The organism is Lysobacter sp. CA199 (assembly GCF_052078715.1).
Classification (GTDB): Bacteria; Pseudomonadota; Gammaproteobacteria; order Xanthomonadales; family Xanthomonadaceae; genus Lysobacter.
Window position 1 is genome coordinate 199,996 of the sequence record NZ_JBQJIL010000003.1, and the last position, 23,931, is coordinate 223,926.

Annotated in this window: 24 protein-coding genes and 1 tRNA gene; 7 read left to right on the plus strand and 18 right to left on the minus strand. The window is 63.7% G+C overall.

Annotation, left to right across the window (positions count from 1 at the left end; genetic code table 11):
• Positions 1-44 precede the first annotated feature (44 nt).
• Complete coding sequence (locus tag ACTOWJ_RS05430; RefSeq protein WP_441333583.1) at positions 45-638, minus strand: superoxide dismutase; 594 nt, start codon at positions 636-638, stop codon at positions 45-47.
• A 191-nt stretch (positions 639-829) separates the two neighbouring features.
• Between ACTOWJ_RS05430 and grxD the strand changes: the two genes are divergently transcribed.
• From grxD to ACTOWJ_RS05460, 6 genes are all read left to right on the plus strand, one after another.
• Positions 830-1,150: a Grx4 family monothiol glutaredoxin gene (grxD, locus tag ACTOWJ_RS05435; RefSeq protein ID WP_441333584.1), complete on the plus strand. Its 321-nt coding sequence runs from the start codon at positions 830-832 to the stop codon at positions 1,148-1,150.
• A gap of 47 nt (positions 1,151-1,197) precedes the next feature.
• Positions 1,198-1,926, plus strand: coding sequence for an SDR family NAD(P)-dependent oxidoreductase (locus tag ACTOWJ_RS05440; protein WP_441333585.1), 729 nt, complete (start codon positions 1,198-1,200; stop codon positions 1,924-1,926).
• A 24-nt stretch (positions 1,927-1,950) separates the two neighbouring features.
• Positions 1,951-2,544, plus strand: coding sequence for a YhgN family NAAT transporter (locus ACTOWJ_RS05445; protein WP_096377262.1), 594 nt, complete (start codon positions 1,951-1,953; stop codon positions 2,542-2,544).
• A gap of 409 nt (positions 2,545-2,953) precedes the next feature.
• Positions 2,954-6,187, plus strand: a complete 3,234-nt coding sequence (locus tag ACTOWJ_RS05450; RefSeq protein ID WP_441333586.1) for a TonB-dependent receptor — start codon at positions 2,954-2,956, stop codon at positions 6,185-6,187.
• 206 nt (positions 6,188-6,393) lie between these two features.
• The gene (ppnN, locus tag ACTOWJ_RS05455) at positions 6,394-7,776 is read left to right on the plus strand and encodes a nucleotide 5'-monophosphate nucleosidase PpnN (RefSeq protein WP_441333587.1); all 1,383 of its coding nucleotides are present in this window, start codon (positions 6,394-6,396) and stop codon (positions 7,774-7,776) included.
• 99 nt (positions 7,777-7,875) lie between these two features.
• Positions 7,876-7,952: transfer RNA gene (locus ACTOWJ_RS05460), tRNA-Asn, on the plus strand.
• 77 nt (positions 7,953-8,029) lie between these two features.
• Here ACTOWJ_RS05460 and ACTOWJ_RS05465 read toward each other — a convergent pair.
• The 6 genes from ACTOWJ_RS05465 to ACTOWJ_RS05490 all read right to left on the minus strand — a co-directional run bounded on the left by ACTOWJ_RS05465 (position 8,030) and on the right by ACTOWJ_RS05490 (position 14,120).
• Positions 8,030-9,253, minus strand: a complete 1,224-nt coding sequence (locus tag ACTOWJ_RS05465; protein ID WP_441333588.1) for an integrase — start codon at positions 9,251-9,253, stop codon at positions 8,030-8,032.
• Positions 9,253-9,474, minus strand: coding sequence for a hypothetical protein (locus ACTOWJ_RS05470; protein WP_441333589.1), 222 nt, complete (start codon positions 9,472-9,474; stop codon positions 9,253-9,255). Before ACTOWJ_RS05470 ends, ACTOWJ_RS05465 begins: the two co-directional genes overlap by 1 nt.
• A gap of 705 nt (positions 9,475-10,179) precedes the next feature.
• Positions 10,180-10,803, minus strand: coding sequence for a hypothetical protein (locus ACTOWJ_RS05475; RefSeq protein ID WP_441333590.1), 624 nt, complete (start codon positions 10,801-10,803; stop codon positions 10,180-10,182).
• Between the two features lie 67 nt (positions 10,804-10,870).
• Entirely contained in the window at positions 10,871-13,519 is a 2,649-nt protein-coding gene (locus tag ACTOWJ_RS05480) for a toprim domain-containing protein (RefSeq protein WP_441333591.1), read from the minus strand.
• A gap of 107 nt (positions 13,520-13,626) precedes the next feature.
• Entirely contained in the window at positions 13,627-13,902 is a 276-nt protein-coding gene (locus ACTOWJ_RS05485; RefSeq protein WP_441333592.1) for an ogr/Delta-like zinc finger family protein, read from the minus strand.
• A gap of 2 nt (positions 13,903-13,904) precedes the next feature.
• On the minus strand, positions 13,905-14,120 hold the full coding sequence (locus ACTOWJ_RS05490; protein WP_441333593.1) for a helix-turn-helix domain-containing protein: 216 nt from the start codon (positions 14,118-14,120) through the stop codon (positions 13,905-13,907).
• Positions 14,121-14,200: 80 nt separating this feature from the next.
• Between ACTOWJ_RS05490 and ACTOWJ_RS05495 the strand changes: the two genes are divergently transcribed.
• The gene (locus tag ACTOWJ_RS05495) at positions 14,201-14,647 is read left to right on the plus strand and encodes a helix-turn-helix domain-containing protein (RefSeq protein ID WP_441333594.1); all 447 of its coding nucleotides are present in this window, start codon (positions 14,201-14,203) and stop codon (positions 14,645-14,647) included.
• 588 nt (positions 14,648-15,235) lie between these two features.
• On the opposite strand, the gene ACTOWJ_RS05500 is transcribed toward ACTOWJ_RS05495, so the two are convergent.
• The 11 genes from ACTOWJ_RS05500 to ACTOWJ_RS05550 all read right to left on the minus strand — a co-directional run bounded on the left by ACTOWJ_RS05500 (position 15,236) and on the right by ACTOWJ_RS05550 (position 23,931).
• Positions 15,236-16,228, minus strand: a complete 993-nt coding sequence (locus ACTOWJ_RS05500; protein WP_441333595.1) for a phage late control D family protein — start codon at positions 16,226-16,228, stop codon at positions 15,236-15,238.
• Entirely contained in the window at positions 16,225-16,632 is a 408-nt protein-coding gene (locus ACTOWJ_RS05505; RefSeq protein WP_441333596.1) for a phage tail protein, read from the minus strand. Before ACTOWJ_RS05505 ends, ACTOWJ_RS05500 begins: the two co-directional genes overlap by 4 nt.
• 3 nt (positions 16,633-16,635) lie before the next feature.
• Positions 16,636-17,073 (minus strand): hypothetical protein, encoded by a 438-nt coding sequence (locus ACTOWJ_RS05510; RefSeq protein WP_441333597.1) that lies wholly within the window; start codon positions 17,071-17,073, stop codon positions 16,636-16,638.
• Positions 17,074-17,078: 5 nt separating this feature from the next.
• Positions 17,079-20,045, minus strand: a complete 2,967-nt coding sequence (locus ACTOWJ_RS05515) for a phage tail tape measure protein (RefSeq protein ID WP_441333598.1) — start codon at positions 20,043-20,045, stop codon at positions 17,079-17,081.
• Entirely contained in the window at positions 20,042-20,158 is a 117-nt protein-coding gene (locus ACTOWJ_RS05520) for a GpE family phage tail protein (RefSeq protein WP_441333599.1), read from the minus strand. Before ACTOWJ_RS05520 ends, ACTOWJ_RS05515 begins: the two co-directional genes overlap by 4 nt.
• 8 nt (positions 20,159-20,166) lie before the next feature.
• Positions 20,167-20,502, minus strand: a complete 336-nt coding sequence (locus ACTOWJ_RS05525; RefSeq protein WP_441333600.1) for a phage tail assembly protein — start codon at positions 20,500-20,502, stop codon at positions 20,167-20,169.
• Between the two features lie 53 nt (positions 20,503-20,555).
• Positions 20,556-21,068 (minus strand): phage major tail tube protein, encoded by a 513-nt coding sequence (locus ACTOWJ_RS05530; RefSeq protein ID WP_441333601.1) that lies wholly within the window; start codon positions 21,066-21,068, stop codon positions 20,556-20,558.
• A 22-nt stretch (positions 21,069-21,090) separates the two neighbouring features.
• A complete protein-coding gene (locus ACTOWJ_RS05535) occupies positions 21,091-22,257 on the minus strand; it encodes a phage tail sheath protein (protein WP_441333602.1) in 1,167 nt (388 codons plus the stop codon).
• A 16-nt stretch (positions 22,258-22,273) separates the two neighbouring features.
• A complete protein-coding gene (locus tag ACTOWJ_RS05540) occupies positions 22,274-22,630 on the minus strand; it encodes a GPW/gp25 family protein (protein ID WP_441333603.1) in 357 nt (118 codons plus the stop codon).
• The gene (locus ACTOWJ_RS05545; protein WP_441333604.1) at positions 22,627-23,199 is read right to left on the minus strand and encodes a phage baseplate assembly protein V; all 573 of its coding nucleotides are present in this window, start codon (positions 23,197-23,199) and stop codon (positions 22,627-22,629) included. The genes ACTOWJ_RS05540 and ACTOWJ_RS05545 overlap by 4 nt, the downstream gene beginning before the upstream one ends.
• A gap of 111 nt (positions 23,200-23,310) precedes the next feature.
• Complete coding sequence (locus ACTOWJ_RS05550) at positions 23,311-23,931, minus strand: hypothetical protein (RefSeq protein ID WP_441333605.1); 621 nt, start codon at positions 23,929-23,931, stop codon at positions 23,311-23,313.

Below are 23,931 nucleotides of genomic sequence, written 5' to 3' on the forward strand. Positions count from 1 at the left end.
GCCGGGTGTTCCCCGGCCGTTTCGGTGTCGCGATGGGCTTGCGCTTACTTCAGGTTCGAAGCCACGAAGTCCCAATTGACCAGGTTCCAGAACGCCTCGACGTACTTCGGGCGGGCGTTGCGGTAGTCGATGTAGTAGGCGTGTTCCCACACGTCGCAGGTCAGCAGCGCGGTGTCTTCGCCGGTCAGCGGGGTCGCCGCGTTCGGCGTGCTGACCAGGGCGACCGAACCGTCCGGACGCTGCACCAGCCAGCCCCAGCCCGAGCCGAAGGTGCCGACGGCGGTCTTGGTGAACTCTTCCTTGAACTTGGCGAAGTCGCCGAAAGCCTTGTTGATGAGTTCGGCCAGCTTGCCGGTGGGTTCGCCGCCGCCGCGCCCTGCCGGAGCCGCCGGCGACAGGCAGTTCCAGTAGAAGGTGTGGTTCCAGATCTGAGCGGCGTTGTTGAACATGCCGCCCTGCGACTTCTTGATGATTTCTTCCAGCGACAGCGAGGCGAACTCGGTGCCTTCGATCATCTTGTTGAGATTGTCGACGTAGGCCTTGTGGTGCTTGCCGTAATGAAAGTCGATGGTCTCACCGGAGATGGTGGGTTCGAGCGCGGTGCGGTCGTAGGGCAGGGCAGGCAATTCGATGGCCATTGGCGGGCTCCTAAAGTGTCGAGGGGGCTGGCTAGCGGAGGGCGCCGCGGCCGGCGTTCCGTTCCCGGGACGATGGAGTTCCGGGCCGGACGCGTCGGCGACGCCGCGAAGGCTTACAATTCATATTCTATCCCCACGTTTCGTTGCCGAACCGTCAAAGTCGGCAACAAACCATCGCAGGAGCAGTACCCATGTCCGTTATGGAACGGATCCAGGCCGAAGTCGAAGCCCATCCGATCGTGCTTTTCATGAAGGGCACCGCGCAGTTCCCGATGTGCGGCTTCTCCAGCCGCGCCGTGCAGGCGCTCAAGGCCGCCGGCGCGACCGCGCTGCATACGGTCAATGTGCTCGAAGATCCGGAAATTCGCGCCAATCTGCCGCGTTATTCGAACTGGCCGACGTTTCCGCAGCTCTTCATCCATGGCGAATTGATCGGCGGTTGCGACATCACCTTGGAGTTGTATGAGTCCGGCGAACTGGCACGCATGATCAGCGAAACACAGCCGCAGTGAGTTCCGGCGCTACCAGCTCTAGTAGCACCGGCTCTAACACCGCAAACGTGGGCGATACGTTGCCGGCGTTGAGTGGACGGGTGGTTTTGGTCACCGGCGCCAACGGTGGGCTCGGCGCGGCCGCGGCCGCGGCCTGCGCGCGCGCGGGCGCCACGGTGGTGCTGCTGGGGCGCAAGCTGCCGAAGTTGAACCGCGTCTACGACGCGCTGATGCCGCTGGGGCCGGAGCCCTCGCTGTATCCGTTGGACTTGGAAGGCGCCCAGCCCGACGACTACGCTGAAATGGCCGCGCGCATCGAAGGCGAGCTCGGCCGACTGGACGGCGTGCTGCATTGCGCCGCCGATTTCCCCGGCCTGACCCCGCTGGCGCAGACCGATCCGGCCGCGTTCGCGCGCGCCGTGCACGTCAATCTGACCGCGCCGTGGTGGCTGTCGCAGGCCTGCCTGCCGCTGCTGGCCAAGTCCGCCGACGCCGCGCTGGTGTTCGCCCTCGACGACCCGCAGCGGGTCGGACAGGCCTATTGGGGCGGTTACGGCGCGGCCCAGCACGGCCTGGCCGCACTGGTCGGCATGCTGCACGCGGAACTGGCCAACAGCACGATCCGGGTCGCCGGCCTGCGTCCGGGGCCGATGCGCACGCCGCTGCGTTCGCGCGCCTACGTCGAAGAAAGCGACCGTTCCGCGCGCGAACCGGCCGCCTATGCGCCGGCCTGCGTGAGCCTGCTTTCGGCGCAGGGCGCGGCGCACCGCGGCAAGGTCTGGACCCCGAGCCTGTAAGGCCGCGACGCCATGACCGACACCATGACCATCGCTTCGGCCGCGCTGCTGTTGTTCATCATCCTGGACCCGCTGGGCAACATCCCGGTGTTCCTGAGCCTGTTGCGCGGCTTGCCGCCCAAGCGCCAGCGGATCGTGCTCGCGCGCGAGTTGCTGATCGCGCTGGGCGTGCTGATGCTGTTCCTGTGGGGCGGCAAGTACGCCCTGGAGCTGATGCATCTGCGCCAGGAATCGGTATCGATCGCCGGCGGCATCGTCCTGTTCCTGATCGGCATCCGCATGATCTTCCCGCCGCCGGAAGGGCTGATGGGCGAGATCCCCGACGGCGAGCCCTTCATCGTGCCCATGGCGATTCCGCTGGTCGCCGGACCCTCGGGCATGGCCGCGGTCATGCTGATGGGCAGCAACGACCCCGCGCGCCTGGGCGACTGGAGCCTGGCGCTGATGATCGCCTGGGGCGCCACCGCGGCGATCCTGTTCTCGGCGACCATCCTCTACAAATTGCTCGGCCGGCGCGCGCTGATCGCGATCGAGCGGCTGATGGGCATGCTGCTGGTGGCGATTTCGGTGCAGATGATCCTGGATGGGCTGGGGGCGTACCTGCCCGGGCCGCCTTAGTCGGCCCGGGAATGAAGGGAGGGGGAGTAGGGAATGGTTACAGCCGCCATAAGGCCCGCCAGCAGCGGGCCTTATTCGTTTCGCCCGTCCGCCCCGTACCTTCCTTCCTCATTCCGGCACCCCATCCATACGCCCACGCAGGCGTCCTGGCACATCCTGGGCGGCCGCTTATACAACTTTGCGCTGCGTGCCAGTTCATCCGTGGTGGCGGTCACCGTGTGACAAGGCTTGATGTCGGTCACGTCTCTGTCACACAGCCTGCCTAGCCTGTTAAACTGCTGTTAACCCGGCCGGCCATAGGTCGCGCGGGTCAGGGGCTAGCCAAATCTAAAAACCTCGTGCAAGGCCGCGGCGCGAAGCCGCGCCTGTCGACAACTCGCCACGCATTCCACCTCCTGAGGCCACTGTAATGACCCATTCGAACCGCGTCCGCATGTCCAAGCTCACGCTTGGTCTGCTCGCAGTACTCGCCACCGCTCCCGCGTTCGCGCAGAGCACGGCCGCCGGTATCGCCGGCCGCGTGCTCGGCGCCGACGGCCAGCCGGTGCCGAACGCCGAAGTGACGATCACCCACACCGAGTCGGGCACCGTCAGCCGCGCCACCACCGGCGCCGACGGCCGCTACAACGCGCGTGGTCTGCGCGTGGGTGGTCCGTACACCGTGGTCATCAACAAGGAAGGCGCCGGCACCGCGAGCCAGGACGGCGTCTACCTGAACCTGGACAAGGTCAACGAAGTCGACGTCGCGCTGAACAATTCGGTCACCACCCTGGATTCGGTGCAGGCCGTGGCGGGCGTGGGTTCGGAAGTGTTCTCCTCCAACAAGATGGGCGCCGGCTCGATCGTCACCCGCGAACAGCTGGAGTCGATGCCGACCATTAACCGCAACCTGCAGGACTTCGTCCGCCTCGACCCGCGCGTGGCGCAGACCGACAAGTCGCGCAACGAGATCTCGGTCGGCGGCCAGAACCCGCGCTACAACGTGATCCGCGTCGATGGTGTCAGCACCAACGATGCCTTCGGCCTGGGCGGCAACGGCCTGCCGACCCCGAAGCAGCCGTTCTCGATGGACGTGATCGACGAAATCTCGATCGACGTGGCCAACTACGACGTCACCATCGCCGGCGGCACGGGCGGCGTGATCAACGCCGTCACCAAGTCGGGCACCAACGAATTCCACGGTTCGGTCTACGGTATCTACCGCGACAACGACTGGTCGGGCAAGAACCAGAACGACGTGCGTCCGAAGCTGTTCGACAGCGAAAGCACCTACGGCGGCACCTTCGGCGGCCCGCTGGTCAAGGACAAGCTGTTCTTCTTCGCCAACTACGAAAAGTACACCGGCAAGGAAGTGTTCACCGGCAACTCCAGCTTCGGTCCTCCGGGCTCGGGCGCCAACAACATCGTCAACATCACCAACGAACAGATCGCCGAGATCATCGATATCTCCAAGACCAAATGGGGCTTCGATCCGGGTTCGTTGGCGCTGCCGTCGCTCGACACCAAGAGCGAGGAATACGGCATCAAGTTGGACTGGAACATCAGCGACAAGCACCGCGCCAACTTCCGTTACGCGCAGAGCAAGCAGAGCACCGCGTTCCTGCAGGGCTTCGCCACCAACTCGCTGGCGCTGAGCTCGTTCCACTATGTGCAGGACTTCGAGTTCAAGACCTACACCGCGCAGTTGTTCAGCGACTGGACCGACAACTTCTCCACCGAAGCCAAGGTCTCCTACCGTGACTACTCGGCGGTGCGCAACCCGCAGTTCGATCTGCCGCAGATCGGCGTGCGCGTGGGCAACAACACCTTGAACTTCGGCACCGAAGAAAACACCCACGCCAACGTCCTGGAAACCAAGACCTGGAACGGCTTCTTCGCCGGCAACCTGTTCCTGGGCGACCACACCGTCAAGTTCGGCGCCGACTACGAGTCCAACGAGGTCTACAACCTGTTCGGCCGTCGCGTCAACGGCGTGTACACCTTCGGTTCGATCGCCGACTACCGCAACGGTCGTTCCAGCCGTTACCAGCTGTTCGCGCCGCAAGGCGGCGACGTCGACAACATGGCCGCCGAATTCACCCAGAAGAACCTGGGTCTGTTCGTGCAGGACACCTGGGCCGCGACCGATAAGCTGAGCCTGACCTTCGGTGTGCGTTACGACCGTTCGATGGTCGACGACCGTCCGCTCTACAACCCGGCCGCGTCCAACTTGTTCGGCGTCAACAACAGCAACACCATCGACGGCAGCGATCTGTGGCAGCCGCGCTTCGGCTTCAACTACACCTTCGACGCCGAGCGTCCGACCCAACTGCGCGGCGGTATCGGCCTGTTCAAGGGCGGCTCGCCGACCGTGTGGTTGGCCAACCCGTATTCGAACAACGGCGTGTCGTACACCGACTACGTCTACACCACCGGCATCACCGGCTTCAGCCCGGATCCGGGCGCCCAGCAGGGTCTGGTCAATGCCGCGGGCGTTCGCGCCGGTGCGACCCAGTCGGTCGACTTTCTCGAGAAGGATCTGAGCCTGCCGTCGGTGTGGAAGGCCAACCTGGCGTTCGATACCGAGCTGCCGTGGTACGGCATCGTCGCGGCAGTCGAGGGTGTGGTGACTCAGGTCAACGACGGCCTGTACTACCAGCAGCTCAACCTCGGCGGCGTGACCCGGGTCGGCCAGGACGGCCGAAACATTTACTGGGATGACAGAGGCCGGAATCCGGCCAGCTGGAACCGGGACGGCAACGCCTGCTTGAACGAAACCGGCTTGTCCGGCGGCGCGGCTTGCGCCAACAGCAATACCAACGCGCGCGCTCTGCGTTCTACGACGTATAACGACGCCATCATCGCCCGTAACACCGGCAAGGGCGGCAGCGAACAGCTGACCGTGTCGTTGAACAAGCCGTTCAACAACAGCGACTGGGCCTGGAGCGTGGCGTACACCTACACCCACGCCACCGAAGTCAGCCCGCTGACCAGCTCGACCTCCAGCTCGAACCTCGGCAACGTCGGCGTGTTCCAGGCCAACGAAGAAGTCGCCGCGCGTTCCAGCTACGAGATCCGCGACCGCTTCACCGCGGTGCTGAACTGGAAGCACGCGTTCTTCGGCGACAACAACACCATCGTCTCGCTGGTGTACGAAGGCCGCTCGGGCCGTCCGTACAGCTACGCCTTCGACAACGACGCCAACGGCGACGGCCGCTTCAACGACCTGCTGTACATCCCGAAGGGCGTGGGCGACGTGATCTTTCGCAACCCTGGCGAAGAAGCCGCGTTCTGGAACTACGTCAACAGCAACGAGTACCTGCGCAGCCACCTGGGCCAGGTCGCCGAGCGCAACGCCGCGCGCGGCGGCTGGGTCAACCAGTTCGACCTGCACATCGCGCAGGAACTGCCCGGCTTCTGGGAAGGCCACAAGGCAGAGCTGTCGCTGGACATCATGAACATCGGCAACATGATCAATAAGGATTGGGGCCGCGTGGAAGAAGTGGCGTTCCCGGGTATGCGCGGCGTGGTGGATTACGGCGGCGTCGATCCGGCCACCGGCAAGTACGTCTACCGCTTCAGCACCCCGGACCCCGAGCAGATTTACGACGACAAGGGCATCTCGCGCTGGGCGGCTCAGGTGAACTTCCGTTACCGCTTCTGATCTTGCGGTATCGTTAAGCATGAACAACGGCCGGGGGAGACCCCGGCCGTTTTTCTTTTTATGGGGCCACAGGTTTGCGCGACCGGGCGGGGTGGGGCGGCACGGCCGTGGACACGTCGAGCGCAGGGCCGGCGGCCGCCGCAGCGCAGAGCAAGCTGCTAGAGTCCTTCCCCAACTAATCGATGAAAAACCCAGAGAAAAACGCAATGACCGCAACTCCCACTCCGGCCGTCCTGCCGACGGTCAACGCCCGCATCTATCCCAAGGGCGGGCTCGACGTCCTGTCCCGCGACGAGGTCGCGCGTCTGCGCGACGCCTCCACCGGCATGCACGATCTGCTGCGTCGCTGCGCCCTGGCGGTGCTCACCAGCGGAAGCGCCTCCGACGACCCGCGCGCGGCGCGCGAGCTGTATCCGGATTTCGATATCGAGGTCCATCAGCAGGACCGCGGCATGCGCATCGACCTGGTCAAGGCTCCGGCCATGGCCTTCGTCGACGGCGAGATCATCCGCGGCGTCGCCGAGCTGCTGTTCGCAGTGGTCCGCGACCTGGCCTATACCGCGATCGAGCTCGGCAAGGGCGGCGGCCGCGACCTGGATAGCACCGACGGCCTCACCGATTCGGTGTTCGGCCTGCTGCGCAACGCCCGCATCCTGCACCCGGCCGATCCGAACCTGGTGGTGTGCTGGGGCGGCCACTCGATCTCGCGCGACGAGTACATCTATACCAAGCAGGTCGGCTACGAGCTGGGCCTGCGCGGCCTGGACATCTGCACCGGCTGCGGCCCGGGCGCGATGAAGGGCCCGATGAAGGGCGCGACCATCGCTCACGCCAAGCAGCGCAAGCGCAACATGCGCTACATCGGCATCACCGAGCCGGGCATCATCGCGGCCGAATCGCCGAATCCGATCGTCAACCACCTGGTGATCATGCCGGACATCGAGAAGCGCCTGGAGGCCTTCGTCCGCATGGGCCACGGCATCATCGTGTTCCCGGGCGGCGTCGGCACCGCCGAGGAGATCCTATACCTGCTGGGCATCCTGCTGCGCGAGGAGAACGCCGGGCTGCCGTTCCCGCTGATCCTGACCGGCCCGACCGCGTCGGCGCCGTATTTCGAGCAGATCGACAAGTTCCTGCGCCTGACCCTGGGCGAGGTCGCCACCCAACGCTACGAGATCATCGTCGGCGATCCGGAGCAAGTGGCCAAGCGCATGGCCCACGGCATCCGCAAGGTGCGCGAGTACCGCATCGAGCAGAAGGATTCGTTCTTCTTCAACTGGTCGATCGATATCCCGCTGACGTTCCAGCAGCCCTTCGTCCCGACCCACGAGGCGATGGCCGCGCTGGACCTGCATCACGGCCGCAAGCCGCATGAGCTGGCGGCCGACCTGCGCCGCGCGTTCTCGGGCATCGTCGCCGGCAATGTGAAGGAAGACGGCATGCGCCGGATCGAGGAGTTCGGCCCGTTCGAAATCCACGGCGATCCCGACATGATGCAGTCGCTGGACCAACTGCTGCGGGCCTTCGTGGAGCAGCGCCGGATGAAGATCGCGGGCGAATACAGGCCCTGTTACCGCGTCGTGACCTGAGCGGGAAGCGGCCCAGAAGCCCGTTAAAACCGGCGTTATTCATTTCTTCACGCCGAAGTGTTGACGCCGGCCGGATCAGTGAGCATCATATGCAGCCCCGCCCGAATAGCTCAGCCGGTTAGAGCACTTGACTGTTAATCAGGGGGTCGTTGGTTCGAGTCCAACTTCGGGCGCCAAATAAAAGAAGGGCTTACGACTGAGTCGTAAGCCCTTTTTCTTTGCCCCGGCAAAATTAGCGGCAAAATTCGGCCGATCACCAAGTTTCCAGGGCGTCGCTGAAGGCCGATTCGTCGTCCTCGGGCGCCGCTGGCGGGTCCACCTCCATCACCTCATGGTCATACAGGTCCGTCATCTGAGGCGAGACGTGCCCGGCGGCGTCTTGCTTGACCGCACGGCCGCCGCGCGTGTCCGTGATCCCGCGATGCTTGAGGCCGTGCAGCGCGAACCGTTCGGCTTTCGTGATGGTGCCGGCCTCGATTGCGGCGGTAATCAACCGCTGCCAAGCCGTTTTGAGCGTTGATCGGGCCAGCGGCGTGCCCGTCTGGGTGACGAGCAAGGGGCGTTGGTCAGGGCGAAGAGGGACAGGCCGCTTATGCGCCTCCTGCCGCTTGGTCCTGTATTCGCGAAGCCACCGCCACGCCCAGCGCATATCCTCGTTCCAACGCGTCACGTTGTCGCGAGACCCCTTCAGTCGGTTGCACCGAACGCCGCGCTTTAACGCGTGAGCGTCGGTCAGTTCGGTTACCTCCATTCCGCGCAGACGAGCGTTGTAGGCGAGGATCATCACGGCGGGCATGTATGGGGGGCAGGAACCTTTGCTGTGCAGCGGCAACGCGGCGCGTTCCTTTGCGAAGGCCAGCACCAGGACGAACGGCTGTCGTTCGGGCATTTTCGCGTCGGCCTTTTCTTTCACCTGCCGCACGCCCTGCGCCGGGTTCTTGGTGCAGTACCCCATGCGAATGCCCCAATTGAAAAGCCGGCGCAAGAATCTAAGCACATGATTTGCGGTCGAAGGGCGGCCAACGATTTCTGTCTGTCCCGGCGATGTTTCCCGCCCCTTGGCTATGGCCTCGACCAATCGCTGTATGCCGGGCACCGACATACGGTCAACGGGCATCGCGGATAGCAAAGCGCCGTCTCGTAGCTTGTACTCGCAAGCTATGTCGGCGTGGTGGTCATAATCGTCCCGCGTACCTTGAGAAAGTTCTCTGTATTCGGTGGACTCGCGGAATTTACGGCAGACATAGCCCAAAGTGCCGATGGCTTCGGAACTGCGGCTCGCTTCAACGATGGCGTGAAGTTCAGATAAGACCGCATTCCCATAAGCGACTGTGCGCTTACGTGGCCGGCCGGTATCAGGGTGCGGCTCCACTAAAAACCATCGGTTCTCACCCCAATACAGGCCGCGCGGAAGCGCGGCCTGTTCGATGTGCGAAGGGATGCCGGGATTAACTCCCCTTTTTCTTCCGCGACCCATTAGATTAAATCCTCCATTTTTTGCGACTTGTCGGCCGCCACGCCCAAGCCGATTGCAGCGTTGAGCGCATCCAAGGTTGTCCAGATTCCGCCGCGTCCATCGTGGTTGTAGCGAATACCCAGGCGATCCGCCCAGCGGCGTACCGTCACAGTGCGCGGCAGAGGACCGACAGGCACGCACACGCGTTGAAGCGTCGTAAAGGGAATGATTCGTTCATTCATCACATTGCATCCATCAGGCGCGACACGCCGCGCATGTAAAGCGGTTGACCAATAACCCCGACACGCACACCACGCGAACGCGTCCACCCGCGATAGACCGTGCGACGTTGCACCGATGGCAGCGCCGCGCATAGATGGTCAAGGGGGAGCGGCAGACGGCGACGAACCGGGACGCGGCCGGCGCGCTCTCCAGGGGAGCGCGCCGGCCGCCGAAGCGATTGATTGTCCGTCCCATCGTTAACCCCCTCGCGCAAGCGCTAGGGGGAATTGCACAACGCCCGCCATGTCGTACTGCGGCGCCTGTGCGGCCAGCTCGACGCGAGGGGCGCGGGGGCGGCGCGTGCTGTTGATTCGCCGCCACTGCTGCAACGCATCGCCAACGCTCGCGTGTTTGGCAGTTTGCCGACACTCGCATTCCAGCACATGGCCACCACCCGCGCTCGCGGCGCGCTGGTCGTGCATATGGCGCGCCGTGTGCCCGTTGACGCACGCGGGCAACGTGACTTGGTGCGAAATCTGACGTTGTGTCATGCGGCCCCCACGAAACGCCGCACCGCCTGCGCGCCTTGCGGGCGACGCAGACCGGCCGCTGTGATGCTGCACGCCACTAGGGCGTGATGAAGCTCGCGGCGTTGTGCGCGTGCCCGTGTCGCGTTGCTGATCCAACCGATAAGCGCGGCCGGCACAATAGAGCGGAGTATCGCCTTAACCATGTGCGCCGCACCTGCCGGATGCACGGGCGGTAGCCAATGCCGCAATCGCTTTAGCTACGTCCTCGGGAAGCGGGATGTGATTGAGGTATTCGCACAGGTCTTCGCCCAGGACGTGTTCGAAGTCATCCCAACGGGGGTCACGGCATCGCCAAGTTCCGGTGCTGATACGCGCCCAGGTGCGGGCGACGGATGCACTAGAGCCCGAAACCTTAGCGGTTTGCTGGATGGTGTCGTGACCTATGGTCAGTACGATCTCAACCGCGACGGCTTCCGGCTGGCTCGGTAGGGTGGCGCGGTAGGTACGTGCGTGCTTCGCGTACTGAGCCGCGCTGCGTGTCGCTTCTTTGGCGAGGTAATCGGCAGTATCAGCCTTCAATGCCCGATCGCCCGGCGTGCAATGCGGGTCGCAACGGTGAATGGCGGCCATTGCGCGATGCTCCGCAGCTTCCGCGAGATATCGGCACTCGGCGGCGTCGAAATAGCCGATGGCAAGGCGCAAATGCTCCAGCATTCGCGATTCATCGCGGGCCAGCGTGCTAGCCTTTCCAGTGGTCCCGGTGCCGTGATCCGCGTGGGGTGCTGCCGTTCCCGGCTTCGTGTCGGTGCTGTGGTGCATGGTTCTCTCCATTCACTGCGTGGTGATGGCCTTGGGGAGAGCTGTCACTCTCCCGCCGGGGCCGCTGTTATGCCTCGCGCCGGAAGACCCAGCACTTTTTGGTGGCGTTGTTGATGCGGGAATTGACGGACGTGTTATCGACGAACTTGCGCACCTGCGACGTTCGCAATAGCCGCTTTAGCTCGGTCATGTCGCAGGGCAGTCGGCTGCCGGCTTTGTTCAATCGGGCCTCAAATTCAACAAGGCTGATTGCGATCAGGTTTTTGTCGCGATGATGGTTGAGCGTCGATCCATCGCTGTCACCGTTCACGTAGTCGAACAGTTCCCAGAACGTTTGCACATGCGGGTGATCGGCATTGATCGCCACTTGGCGTTCTAAGGCCATACCGATAAGTGCGCTATGCGTTTCGCGGTGCTGTTCGTCGGTCATCGGAACGACCAGTCGTAGCGCGTCTACCAGCGCCATGACTTGCGCGTGGTTGTGTGCGAGGCGACCGTTCTTCATGTCGGCCAGGGCCATCAACTGGTCTGAATAGTCGTTGGTGGCGTCGGTGACGATCTTCATCACGTCTTGTTCGCGCTGGGTAGCCATGAGGGCAAACCCGGACACCGACGACAGGTTGATAGATTTCAACTGCTGCGCAATAGCCTTGTTGGCGGCCGTGTGCAATTTCTTGTCGAACGTCATATGCACGATGCGTTCCATCACCGCAGCGCTAGCGTTCACCGCTGCGTTCTGTTCGATCAGGATCGAGCCGCGAAACGGCGGGTCGTAAGTGTCGGTGCCCGAGTTCTTCAGGCCGATGGCGCGGCCCACGTGACCGTTATACAACGGCTTAATTTCGTCCCAATCGAACCGCTTTTGCTTAATCTCGTCTTCCTTGCCACGATCCGACTCGATCAACACGACGGGAAGATTCGCGGACTGCGTAAAAGTACGCATCCGCCCGGCCAGGGTCGATTTCGTTGGGTCGGTGCCTTCGTGGCCGGTGCGACCGACCAACTTCCAAAGGAAGTCAATCAGCGTCGATTTGCCGGTGCCGGGTTCGCCCGACATTTCCAGAAACGGCAAGCTCTGCTGTTTGGCCCGGATTTGCTCGGCGAACAAGCTACCGAACCAAAATGCGAGCGACACCATGCCTTTGGCGCCGTAGCACGCCCAAATCATGTTTAGCCAATCGCTGCGGTAATCCTCGCGCTTGAGGTTGAGCGCCAGCCCTATGCTTTCGTTAAGGCTCTTGATCGACAGCTTGCCAATGTCGAAATAGTCTTCGTCGTTGCGCTTGTAGATCACGCCGTCTTTCACGGCCACGTCGCCAAACACATAGCATCCGTGTTCGCGGGTGTAGCCGATGAAAGGGATGGTCTCGACTTCCTTGATGTTGAACAGCATTTCTTTCATTACACGATCCAGTTGGGGGGTGGTGCCGCTGAACTGCGCGCCACGGGCAACGCCGTAGGCACGTTTTTTGAACTCGCTCGCCGTCGCAATCTGCGTTGCGGTGAACGTGTCTTTGACGGGTTGCCCGCCGTGCGGGAACAAAATTCGGAAGTAGTACCAACTTTCGTTGGTCAATCGGTTGGATTGGAAATACAGCGCGGTCGGATTGAAGTTCGCGAACTCCGCCACGGAGAACGAGCGCTTCAATGCTTCGTCCCGCAGTTCTTCGTCGGACAGGACGGCGTCGCCTTCTTTGAGCTTGTCTTTCGCTTCTTTGTAGGCGGCATCGTTGAAGGCGGCCCAATAGAGGCTGTTGCCGTGTTCGAAGTGGAACGAAGCACGCTCGCCGCGCTTGTAGATCAGTCGCGCTTTCTCGCTGGGCGTTTCCGCACAGAGCAATGCACCCTCGTACAAATACGATTCGCGATCCTTGGCGGTGAGCTTTCCGCGCAGATGAGCATCGTTCCAATCGACCTTGTTACGCCCTTCGCGGGGGATCAGGGCGGCGGTTGCCTGCCATCCCTCTTTGCGCGCTCGGCGCACCCAGCGAACGCTATAGCCGCGCCCTGCGTTGTCATCGTCCAGGGCGAATATCAGTTCGGGCAGCTTCGTGCCTGTCGCTTCGCATTCGGCGCGTAGGCGCTTGAGCGCGATGTCAGGATAGTTGTTGCAAGACATGAGCGCGCGGGCGGCGACGCCGTTCAGCTCAAGCGCGTAGGCGTCAAAGATGCCTTCCGGTAGCCACAACTGTTTAGGTGTCGGGGCGCTGTCAGGCAACTGCCACCATTCGCCGGCCCGGTCCTTGCCGGGCGCGAACTTCGCCTTTTGCTTTCCGAATCGCTCCGGGCGATCAATGAACCGCTCCCACCAGCTACCGCCCGGCAGCGCAAAGCGCACGGTCGCGGTGCCGATCCGGCGCTCTTGATCGTAGTGGCGTTCCTGCGTGTAGAGGCCGCGCAGGCGGGTCAAGGCGAAGCCGCGCGCTTCTCTCAGATATGCATCGGCGGCAGCGTGCGGTTCCGCATCGGTGGTCTTGATGCGGTCGGAGTAGCTTTCGAACAAGTCACGGTAGATATCGCGGATATAGAGGACCGCGCCGCAATTGTTCTCGCGCCCGCACTTGATCGCTACGGGGTCCGTTGCGTTGGCGTATAGCTCGCGCTCGCCACATTCCGGGCAGAACCCTTGTTGGAGCCAGCCTTTGTCACTGGTGCGCTTGAACTGGTAATCCCGTTGAAGACGCTTGGCGATTTGTTGTTGCAGTGTTTCGCTCATGGGGTTACTTCAGGCAATAAGAGGCCGTGCCCGGCCGGTCGGCCGTGCGGGATGGCATTAGGTGGCGAGGCGTCGCGAGCGACGCGGAGAGCTAGCGGGCGCTAGGCTCAGTCATTGGCTGCATCCATGAGCGCTAGTTCCATTTGGTGAACGATGGTTCGCATCAGCACATTGCGGGCAAACGGCAATTGCACGTCGGGGTTCGGGCAGGCCGATGGGGACGTGGTACGAACCGCGATCAAGTCGGCAACCCAGCTATGGCCGCAAAGGTCGTTGGTGCATCGAAACGTGACCTCGCGATAGGTCGCGGTCATTTCCCGACTTGATCGCACGTTGGCCACGTGGCGGCAGTGGCCGCATTGCATGGTGAGCTGCCGGCTCATGCTTACCGCTTCCCTGCCACCGCGCCCCGCTTGAGGCCCAGGGCGATAGCCGCTCGGTGCGACTCGCCACGGTTTCCTTTGGTCGTGCCGTACAGCGCGTGATAGACGGCAGCCGTCGTCAAACCGTGGTCGCGGGCGAACTGCGCCATGCTGATTCCCTGGCGGTGCAGCGCCGCTTTGGCCTGTGCCGGGGTCCTTATCCGTGATCGATTTGACATTGCGAAAGATGCCGATAGGTTCTTGTAGATGAGGCATCATCTTGTGGGAACTATGGTTCCCATGTCAAGCAATAAGGGGAATGATTTTGGATTTCGGTACACGACTCAGGGAAGAACGCGAGCGACTCGGCTTTTCGCAAGAGACGCTAGGCGACATGGCGGGCGTCGTCAGAAAGTCTCAGACGAATTACGAACTGGGAAAGACGGCACCATCCGCGAGTTATCTGGCTCGGCTTTCGCTGGCCGGCGTTGATGTTGCGTATGTACTGACCGGCCGGCGCGGCCCCATCCAGGGCATCACGGACGCTGATGAAATCGAGCTATTGAACCGCTTTCGTGCGGCACCGGCCGACTATCGAAGGATGGCGCTAGGGGTTCTCGGTGCGGCTCCGTCAACTGCGCTGCCCGCGTCCGGAGGCATGCAGTTTTTAGGTGATGTGGGTAACGTAAATCATGGTGCCATCAATGCCCCGCAGACTTTCCACATGAAAGTTGGAGGTCGGAAAAAAAGGGGGCCGACCGAGTGACGCCAGAGGTCAACATCGGTGCGGTTACGGTCATCGATTTACGTACGCAGTCAGTCATGATTTGTTCGGGTTTGACGAATCAGTGCGCTAACGCAGATTGGTTCATCAGCAATGACTTGTCGGGCGTTCCCGAATGGTCGCGATGGAGCGCGCAAGCGCAAAGCAACGAACAACGAGGCGGCGCGCGCGTACGCGAACACGACGCGCCCCCGCGTCGCGTCAACCTAATCAAGTGTCGCGGCGGAAAAGCCCGCTCGGCTCGCGCAGATCGCGGCACCGACCACGACCGGCACGGTAAAGATTGCCGCAACGATGCGTCGGGGATTGGCGCAATGCGGCGTAGGAAAAACCCTACCCCGAAAATCCGAGCGAACAGACACGGCAAAGCCGCCCCGGTTCAACACACGGGGCGTATGCGTAAGAGAAAGAGGACGCCGGCGCTTGAGGTCCGTGCGGTCGATGCGTCGCGATCCTTCGCAACACGAAATGGCCTAGGCGTCCGCGCGTAGTTTCTCGCGAAAGGACAGCGCCCCGCAATCGGACTTGTCCCGTGAGAGCGTGTAGGAATTTCCCTCGGACTGGATTGGTTCAGTCCGAGACCGCCTCAAGCTCAAGCGCGGTCGTAAATCCGTTGTCGCCGGTCATCGTGTGCGTGGTCTTGGCGATCAACCAGGGCGTGCCGTCGATCTCCGGTTTGAACCCGCGCACGCGCACGCGCTGTTCGGGGTGCAACTCCGGGCGGCCGAGTGCCAGCGTGTACGACAACATAGCGGCGCCGCGCTGCACGCGCGCCCATTCCGCATCCGCCTGTTCGCGGGCTTCGGCTTCGCTGGCGTAGGTCTCGCGCAAGCGCTTGGCGTCGCCGCTTTCGCCCACCAACACCGATTTGCGATTCGCTCCGGCATGATCGGACCAATAGGCGCGCACGCCGCTGTACTTGTCGCGGTCGGCGTAGGCGAAGCGGTGACTGTCGCCGCTTTCGCGCGCGATGGTCGCTTGTGGCAACGCCGCGCCGGTCGGTGTGGTGCCGCTTCCAATCGGAGCGAATAGCAAGCTGCCGCCCTTGATGGTGGCCACGGCGTCGTATCGCTGGCCCAGCCGCGCCAATAGCGCGAGGTCGCTTTCGGACTGGTCCAGATGCGCCAACCGCACCGCCGCCAGCGTGGGCGCAATGCGCGGCTGCAATTGATGCTCTCCGGCCAACTGACGCAACACCGCGCCGAGCGTGACGCCATGCCAGGATCGTTCCTGCCGGGTTCGCAGCGGGCGCGTCATATCGGCGCTGCGAGCGCGGATCGTAATCACGTCGGGCGAGCCGGCATGTTCCACCTCATCGACGGTGAACGTCCCTTTGTTCACCAGAGCGCGCCCGCGCCAGCCGAGCGCAATCGACAGCAGTACGCCACGACGCGGCAAGGCCATCGCGCCGTCGTGGTCCTGAATCCGTAGGTCGAGCTGGTCGGCCTCGCCGCCGCGCGCCTCGGTGAGCGACAGGTCGAGCAAGCGCGGCCGTACCCGGTCGGTCAGGTCTTTCCCGTCGAGCGTGACCCGCCAGTCAGGAATCGCGTGTGCGGGACTCATGCGCGGCCCCGCTGGTCGTGGTCGCTGTCGTCGTCGGCGCGAACCAAGGTCATATCGAATTCGATGCGACGGGCGGCGCCATCGGCAAACAGCAATGTGCGCGTCTCGTTCAGATCGCCGACCACGAAACCGCCGTAAACAATGCCCGTGCCTTCTACCAGGGCGAACACCTCGCCCGTGTTCGCCATATCGCGCAGCACGTCGAGCGATATCGGCGTGCCGGTCAGATCGGGCGCGATCAGCCCCGATAGCCGGATGGTGTCATCGCCCGGCCCGACGAACTGCCGCGCCGCGCGAGCGCCGACCCGATCCGAGCCCGGATGACGCCATGACGTGCTGCGCTGGAACTGGTCATACGCCAGCGTCGAAAGCGAGAACACGAACGTACCCAGCGCCATCATCATGCGTCAGGCGCCCAGCAACACGAACGTTTGATCGATGCTCGCATCGGCCAACAGCTCATAGAGCGATTCAGCGGGCAGGCGTTCGAACACATAGCGCGGCTCATCAATGAACACGCGTGCAGGCTTCGGACGGTCGCGCATCCAGCGGCGCAGATCGCCCGCCGCGACGGTCGGGTACTTACGGCCGGGGTGCAGCGCCGAAGCCATTGCGCGGTTCGGGACCACGACCAGCGACGAACGGTCGGCGCGTTCTTGGATGTATCGGGTTTTGCCGCAGCGGCGCCCGATATCGAGCTGCACGGTGCAGTGGTGCCGCGCCCAATCTTTGGGGTGGTAGAGGCCGCGCACGTGCGGCTGTAGCGAGGCGCGGAACGTTTCGTTGGCGACAGTGAGGAAGTCCAGAAAATCGGCGTAGCGGGTGAAATGGGTTTCGAAGGTCATGGGGCTTAGTCGTAGTCGGTGAAGGTGGAGCGTTGACGCGCGGATTTCTCGCGCTCGATCTTTGCCAGCTCGATGCGCACGGCCGCCGCAATGTCTTCGGCGCGGCTGCCGCTGTCGGCATGGATGTTGATGACGATGGGCGCGGGCGCAGCGGTTTGCTGCGTTGCTACGCGCGGGGACAGCGGCGGGCGTTGATCGATCGCCACGGCCGGCGCCGACGCGGCGCCTATGGCGAGCGCGGCGCCCGCGTTGCGCATTCCGTTGGTCAGGCGCGCCAACGCGTCGAGCGGCGCCGACCGGCTGCGATCCAGGCCGACCGCGAGGCCGGTCATGGTGTGATCGCCGAAGCTGGCGAACACGCGCGACGGGCTGCGTATATCGAGCCGCTTGGCGAACCATCCGGCGACGTTGCCGGCGACGCCGGTCACGGTCGATTTGAGCGCGTCGAGCTTTCCCAGCACGCCGTTAATCAATCCTTGCACCATGTCGCGGCCAAAGCCCAGGAATCGCGCCGGCCAGCCCATGAGCGCCGAATTGATGGACTCCCATAGCAACGCCAGCGCACCACGCAGGCGCGGGCCGTCGCCCGTGAAGATCGCGGCGACCGCATTCCAGCCGCCGCGCACGATCCCGAACACTGAATCGATGAGCGTCGCGAAATAGGCTTTGATCGCTCCCCAATTCGAAACGATCATCGCCAGCGGCGAATAGGCGATCACGGTTTTCAGCACGCCCGCGAGCATCGTCACCAGGGCAACGACGGCGCGAATCTGCCCGGCGACCACGCCGCCCAGGATTTGCCCGAACGAACGGCCGTTCTCGGTCGCGCCCGCCAGTTGCGCGGCCGTGGCTTCGAAGGGGGAAAACAGATCCCGCACCACGCCCCAGACGGCCGACAGCGCGGCCGTGATCCCGTCCCACAGCGGACGCAGCGGCGCCAGCGCATCGACCAATACCGCGCCCAGCGGCGCCAGTTCGGCCAGGGCGGGGTGAACCGCGGCGGCGAAGCCTTCCCATAGGCCGATGAAAAACGCCTTGATCGGCGCCCAATACTTCCACAGGACCAGGGCGGCCACGGCGACGACGGCGATAAGGGCCAGAACGGGCGCGGACAGGCCGCCCAGGATCGGGAGCAACATGCGGCCGGCGTTGGCGAGCATCGGCAACACGCGCGCGCCCAGGCCGCTTAACGCGGTCTGCGCTTGCGTCAATGCCGGCGCCATCGCCGTGAAGCCGTAGCGGATGACCGCCAGCGGCCCCAGGATGCCGGCCAGGACCAGGGCGAGCCCGGCCACGGCGGCGAGCAACGCGGCGCCGGCCGCAGCGGCTTTAACCAGGCCCCCGGCCAAGGCGGGGTTTTCCTTGATCCAAGCGCGAGCATTCTGGGTCAGGGTCTTGAAGCGGTCGCCCAGCTCGCGCAGATCGGGCGCCAGCAAGGCGCCGGCATCGGCGCCCAGGTTGCGGCCGGCATCCTTGGCGTTGGCCCAGATCGCCGAGACGTTACCGGCGCGGGCCTGGGCTTCGCGCTGCGCCGAACCCTTGGCCTCGGCGGCGTTGGTCAAATCGATTTGGCGGCGGTATTCCTTGAGGTTGTTGGCGAGCTTGGAAGCGTCATCGCCGAATTCCTTTCCGAACAACTGCGTCGTGACGGTCAGTTGATCCGCAGCCGGAAGCGCCTTCACGGCGTCCAGCACCGCCAGGATGGTGCCCTGTGCGTCGTTGACCATGCCTTGTTGCAGACGGGTCGCGTCGAGTCCCAGCGTTTGCAATCCGGTTTGAAAGCGCTTGCCCTGCATGGTCGCCACAGCCAACTCGCGCACCATCGCATTCGCGGCGCTGGCGGCCACCTCGGGCGCGCTGCCGAGCGACAGAAACGTACTTCCCAGCGCAGCGGCCTGCTTGTAGTTGAGTTTGTCCACCACGCCGCCCAGGCGCTGCATCACGTCGATGATGTCGCGGCCCTGCGAAAGCGCCTTGTCATCCAAATAGTTGATCGCATCGCCAAGGTCGCTGATGCTGTCCATTGGAACGCCATACAACTCGCGTAGCTTCCCCATGCTCATGCCGATTTCATCGGTCGGCATATCGAAGGCGTCGGCCATGACCGCAATGGTCTTGGTGAACGTGATGAGGTTTTCGGTTCCCTTGACGCCCATGCGGGCGGCGGCCTCGGTGATCGCGGCCAGTTCTTCGGCCGTACCGGGCAAGCGCTCGGACAAGGCTTGCAGCTCGCGCCCCATCTCGTAATAGAGCGGCGTCAGCTTGCCCGTGTCATCGCGCGCACCGTCCACCTGTTTCGCAACGCCGGTCATGGCGTCTTCGAACGAGGTATAGGACCTGATGGCGAACGCGAGCGGTGCGGCGACGGTGCCGGCCGCAACGCCCAGGCTTGCGCCGGCACCGGCCAGGGCGCCCGCCTGCTGCTGCGTCTTCGCCATGCGCTGCTGCGCGGCCTGCGCCTGCCGCGACTGCTGCGCGAGCCGCGCCAACTGCTGCCGCTGCTGCGCGATGCGCTGATTCGTCTGCGCCACGTCCGCCGCCAAGCGTCGTTCGTGGTCGCCAAGCCGCTTGGTTTCGATGCCCGCAGCGGCCAGCCCTTCCTTTGATGCCTTGAGGGCGCGCAGTTTGTTGATGTGCGCGAGTCGTAGCTTTTCGGTTTGCCGCTCGGCCCGCGCATAGTTCTGCGTTAGCGTCTTGGTCGCCACGCCGCAGCGTTCCATTTGCGCGCGCACGTCGGCTAGGCGCTGTTGCTGCGCCTTGAGGGCTTGGCCGCTCGCGTCGGCTTCGTTCTTGAGCCGGCGAAAGCCGGCAATCTGCTGCTGTGCGCGGTCCAGTTCCTTGAGCCGGCCTTGCGTCTCGCGCAGGGCGCGGGCGGTGGCCTCGCTGGCGGCGGCGATCCGCTTCATGGGCGCGCTGGCACGGTCGAGCGTGTCCAGTCGCACTTTCAAAGCCAGATCGCCGCCGTTGCTCATTCGTCCGCACCACTCCGCACGCGGGCGCGCTCGCGCCAACGGGCTAACTCAGAAAGGGAGAAAACCGCCATGTCGGCGGGGGTCCAACCGAAGATGACCGCTATATCGGCCATCGCGTCTTCTACGCAGGCAGGGAGCCCGACCGCTGCGCTTTCGTCACGAAAAAATCGCCAATCGCCAAGCCGAATTGCGCGGTGTCGGCCGGATCGAGCTTCGCAACTTCGAAGCTGTTCAACATCGGCTGCGTGATGCGCGGCAGTACCTTATGCACCGCATCGACTTCCATGCGCATGAGGTCGAGCATGGACAAGCCGCGTAGCTCGCCCGAGACGGGGCGGCGCACGGTCACGGTCGTGACTTGAGTTTCGCCGCGCGTGAACGGCTTTTCGAGCGTGATGTCTACGCTGGTGACAGGATCGGCTTGCGCGGCCTCGATTTCGGCCGGGGTGGTCTTCATGGGGAATCCTTGCGGTAGGGAGATGCGGCGCCCGGCCTTCGCCGGGCGCGGGTTTACAGGCCGAGCGCGGCGCGCTGCTGCGCGAGGCGATCCACGCCGCCGACGATCTCAATCATGCTCATGTAATCGAGTTCGATATCGGTCACGCCGTTGACGATAATTTTGTAATAGCTGCACGTGGTCTTGATCGTGGTCTCGGTGTCGTCGCCGGCCTTGACGGTGCCGAAGGAGATTTCCTTGTGCCGACCGCGCATGACGAATTCGACGGCCAACACCTCGGCGGTGTCGTCGCGTTGGTAGGCGCCGGCAATGCGCAGCTGCACCGCGTCGTGGCGGGTGGCGCCGTACTGGCGCAGGGCGTCGCGCACGAAGCCGCCGCACTTCCATTCGAATTCCAGCGGACCATCGGGACCGAGATCGATTTCCACCTCGCCGCTCATGCCGCCGCCGCGATACGGTTCCATCTTTCGATTCAGCGGCGGCGGCGTCAGTTCATTGACAATGCCGAGATAGCTTCTGCCGTCGATGAACGCATTGAAGTTTTTCAGTTTTGCGGGCAGTGCCATTAGGGCTCCAGGGCGAAGGAAATCAGGTGCTCAAGCGACTGGCGAAGTCGCTGATGTATTCGTCGGTGATCGTGGCCGACAACATCAGGTCTTCCATCGGCGGAACGGGCGTGTAGTCGTAGGCAAGGCGCAAGCGGCCCGCCGCGATGGATTCGTTCGGATTCGCATCCGGGTCGAACCAGCATTTGCCGCCGAGAATCTGGCCGCCGTTCTTCCATGCGCGGAACTGAGCATTCAACGACTCGATGATGTCTTTGACGCGCTGCGGCGTGAGCGGACTATCGACATCGGGAAAGCAATGCTCGGCGAACGTGTCGGCAATCACTTGGCTGGTGCGCACCGCCGACTCAAAGGCGAATCGCGGGTCGTCGCTGCACGTGCGCGAACCCCAGAATCGCGGACCCTTGTTGTTGATGAGCGTGGTCACATCCCCGGCATTGAGATAGCCCGCGTCCGTGTTCGGGTCTTGCAAGTCCCAATGCACGTCACGCGACAGGCCGGTGACGCCATTGACGGCGACGTTCGACAGGGTTTTGTGCCAGCCCTGTTCTTGATCGATGCGGGCACGCAGGCCGAGCGCGCGGGCGACGGCATACGCCGGCTTCGCAGTGCTGGTCACGGTATCGAACGCGACAAAGTCCGGCCACACGATCATCACTTCGCGCTGTGCGAACGATTTTCGGTACAACACTGCATCTTCCTTGTTCGCGCTGGTGCCTGCGCTTACGTAGGCCATGCCGCCCAACTTCTGCGCGATGGTCGCCAAGGCGACCGCGACCGGCTGGGTATCGACACCGGGCGCGCCGAGAATGCGCGGGCGCACGCCGAGTTGCACCTGCGCCGCAAGCAATGCGGACAGGCCGGTATAGCTGCCGGTCTCGGTGCCGCCGATGACGTTGCTGGTCGTGGTCGCGTCGTCTGTGCCGGTCGACACGCGCACGACAACGACCAGGGGGCTGCATTGGTCGGCGATGGCTTGCAGGGCCGGGCGCAAAGTGCCATTCACGCCGGCCTTGGCAATGCCCTTACGAACGTCGGTCAAAAGCACCGGGCGGTTGAGCGGAAACGCGGACGCGTCGGCATCGTTGGACGTGCAGACCATGCCGATAACGGACGTAGACACAGTGCGGACGAAGCGCGCGCCATCCTTTACTTCGGTAATGCGAACGCCGTGGTGATAGTCGGCCAAAGGGAACTCCGGGTGGTTACAGGCGAATGGGGAGAGGGAGCGAAAGAGAGGCAGGCACGCGGCGGCCGGCGCCGTCGATGCGTTGCCCCTGAAGTTCCAGGCGGGCGGAGCCCGGCACGTCGCCCGGCGACAGCCCGACGCGGGCCAATCGAAAGCGCGGCTCAAACCGTTGCAACGCGGTCGCGGTCGCGCCGAACAGGCGGACGCGCGTCGTTTCGTTCATCGGCTGGTCGATCAGTTCGAACAACAGCGAGCCGTAATCGCGACGCATGACGCGCGACCCGATGGGCGTGGTCAGAATGTCGGTGATGGACTGGCGCAGATGCGCCTCGCCGTCGATCCGCTTGCCGGTGTCGCGGTCGGTGCCGATCATGCGGGCGGCCCCGAGACAGCGCCGCCGCTTTGCACGCCCTTGTGGACGTGACTTTTCAGGCTTACGCCGCCGCCGATCACGTCCTCGGTTGCTTCGGCCTTGCCCTTGATCGATGCATTGCCGTTGATCGTGGTCGCGCCGTTGATCGTGACCGGCCCGTTTAGCGTGATGCCGCCATCGGCCGATAGCGTGGCCGTGCCGCCGCGTGGCAAGGTCGCGTGCAATGCGTGCGCATCTTCGTCGTAGCTGATAACGGCGCCGTCGCCGTAGCGGCTTACGTGGCGGTTCTCGCTGGTATCGGGCGGCGGATTCGTCTTGCTATAGAGCGCGCCGAGAATAAATGCGCGTGTCGTCTCGCCCTGCGGACAAACGAGGATGACTTGTTCGCCGATGCTGCGCGGCGACCACGTGGAGCGCTTGCCGGCGCGGCCGGCGCACCAGGGCAGGAAATCGGTTGTCAGGTCGCCCGACGACACGCGAGCGGTTTGGGTCGCGTGATCGACTTCGGCAATCGTGCCGATGCGAATCATGTTCGCGATCTTTCGCAGAATGTCGGCGTTGTTTTGCATGAGCCCAGGATCGACGCCGGGCGAATCGCGCGCACGACAACGCGCACGTGTAACGGCGTTACACGTGCGCGGTTCGGGTCTTCACTGAAGCGTGGAACGATGCGCGATCGATCAACCGTCCGACGCGACCGTGCAATAGAACTCCATCGTCTTATCCATCCAAATGCGGCCGTCCTGGCGGCGGCGTATCTGCGCGCGCACGGTGCGCGTTGCGGTGGCTTGCCGACCGCGCGAGGCACTGACCGTCAACGCGATCCATCGCGATTCGGTGAGAGGTAGCCAAGCGTTCAGCGTTCCCTGCAAAAAGCCTTCGACGTTCGCGGCGACTTGGGTAAAAAGAATGTCGTACTCGCCCGGCTGTGAGCGGGACCAAACGCCGCCGCCCTGGCCGCCGTTTGTTTCAGATGTCCATCGGGTCGTGCCATCCGCGTTGAAATAGAACGTGGCCGTGGCCTTAGCGGATGGATAGCCCACGTCGGATGCGCGTAGCCGGCCGCCGAATCCGCCATCGCTCACATACGAGGCGGTGCCTTTAGCCGCCCACAAATTGGACACGTCCTGATTGTTCACCCGAAAGTTCACGTCCGCACGCTTGGCGCCGTACTGGATGTGTGCGAACCGCAGCGGTTGCCCGTTGTGCGTGCAGCGGTGCGCGATGGGGCCATCGCCGATGATGTCCGGGTCGAACAGGTCTTCGAACGGAATGCCTTGGTGCTTGATGAGCGTCGCCAC